This is a genomic window from Colwellia marinimaniae (assembly GCF_002207865.1).
GTDB classification, from domain to species: Bacteria; Pseudomonadota; Gammaproteobacteria; order Enterobacterales; family Alteromonadaceae; genus Colwellia; species Colwellia marinimaniae.
On record NZ_BDQM01000159.1, the window covers coordinates 1 to 351 of the forward strand.

A 351-nucleotide genomic window follows, 5' to 3' on the forward strand; every position below is an offset into this window, starting at 1 on the left:
GCTGCAATGACGACGTTAGCCTTTGAGCAAGGTTTGTCACCGCTAATCGGCCAATACGTGATCACCTTAGGCCTCGTGTTTTTCGCCTTTACCACTATTCTCGGCTGGAACTATTATGGCGAACGTTGTGTGCAATATCTGTTTGGTCAGAAAGGCATTAAACCGTACAAGTATTTTTATATATTGCTGGTGGCTGGTGGCGGATTCTTACACTTGGATCTTATTTGGATCCTAGCGGATATTGTTAATGGCTTAATGGCGATCCCGAACTTAATTGGTTTGATTGGTCTACGTCACGTGGTGATTGCCGAAACCAAATTATTTTTTGATAAACTAACGCTAGAACAGCAA

1 protein-coding gene is annotated in these 351 nt (G+C 42.7%); it reads left to right on the plus strand.

The window, feature by feature from the left end:
* Positions 1–351, plus strand: a 351-nt coding sequence (locus MTCD1_RS18695; RefSeq protein WP_143760157.1) for an alanine:cation symporter family protein, incomplete at both ends; no start/stop codon positions are given.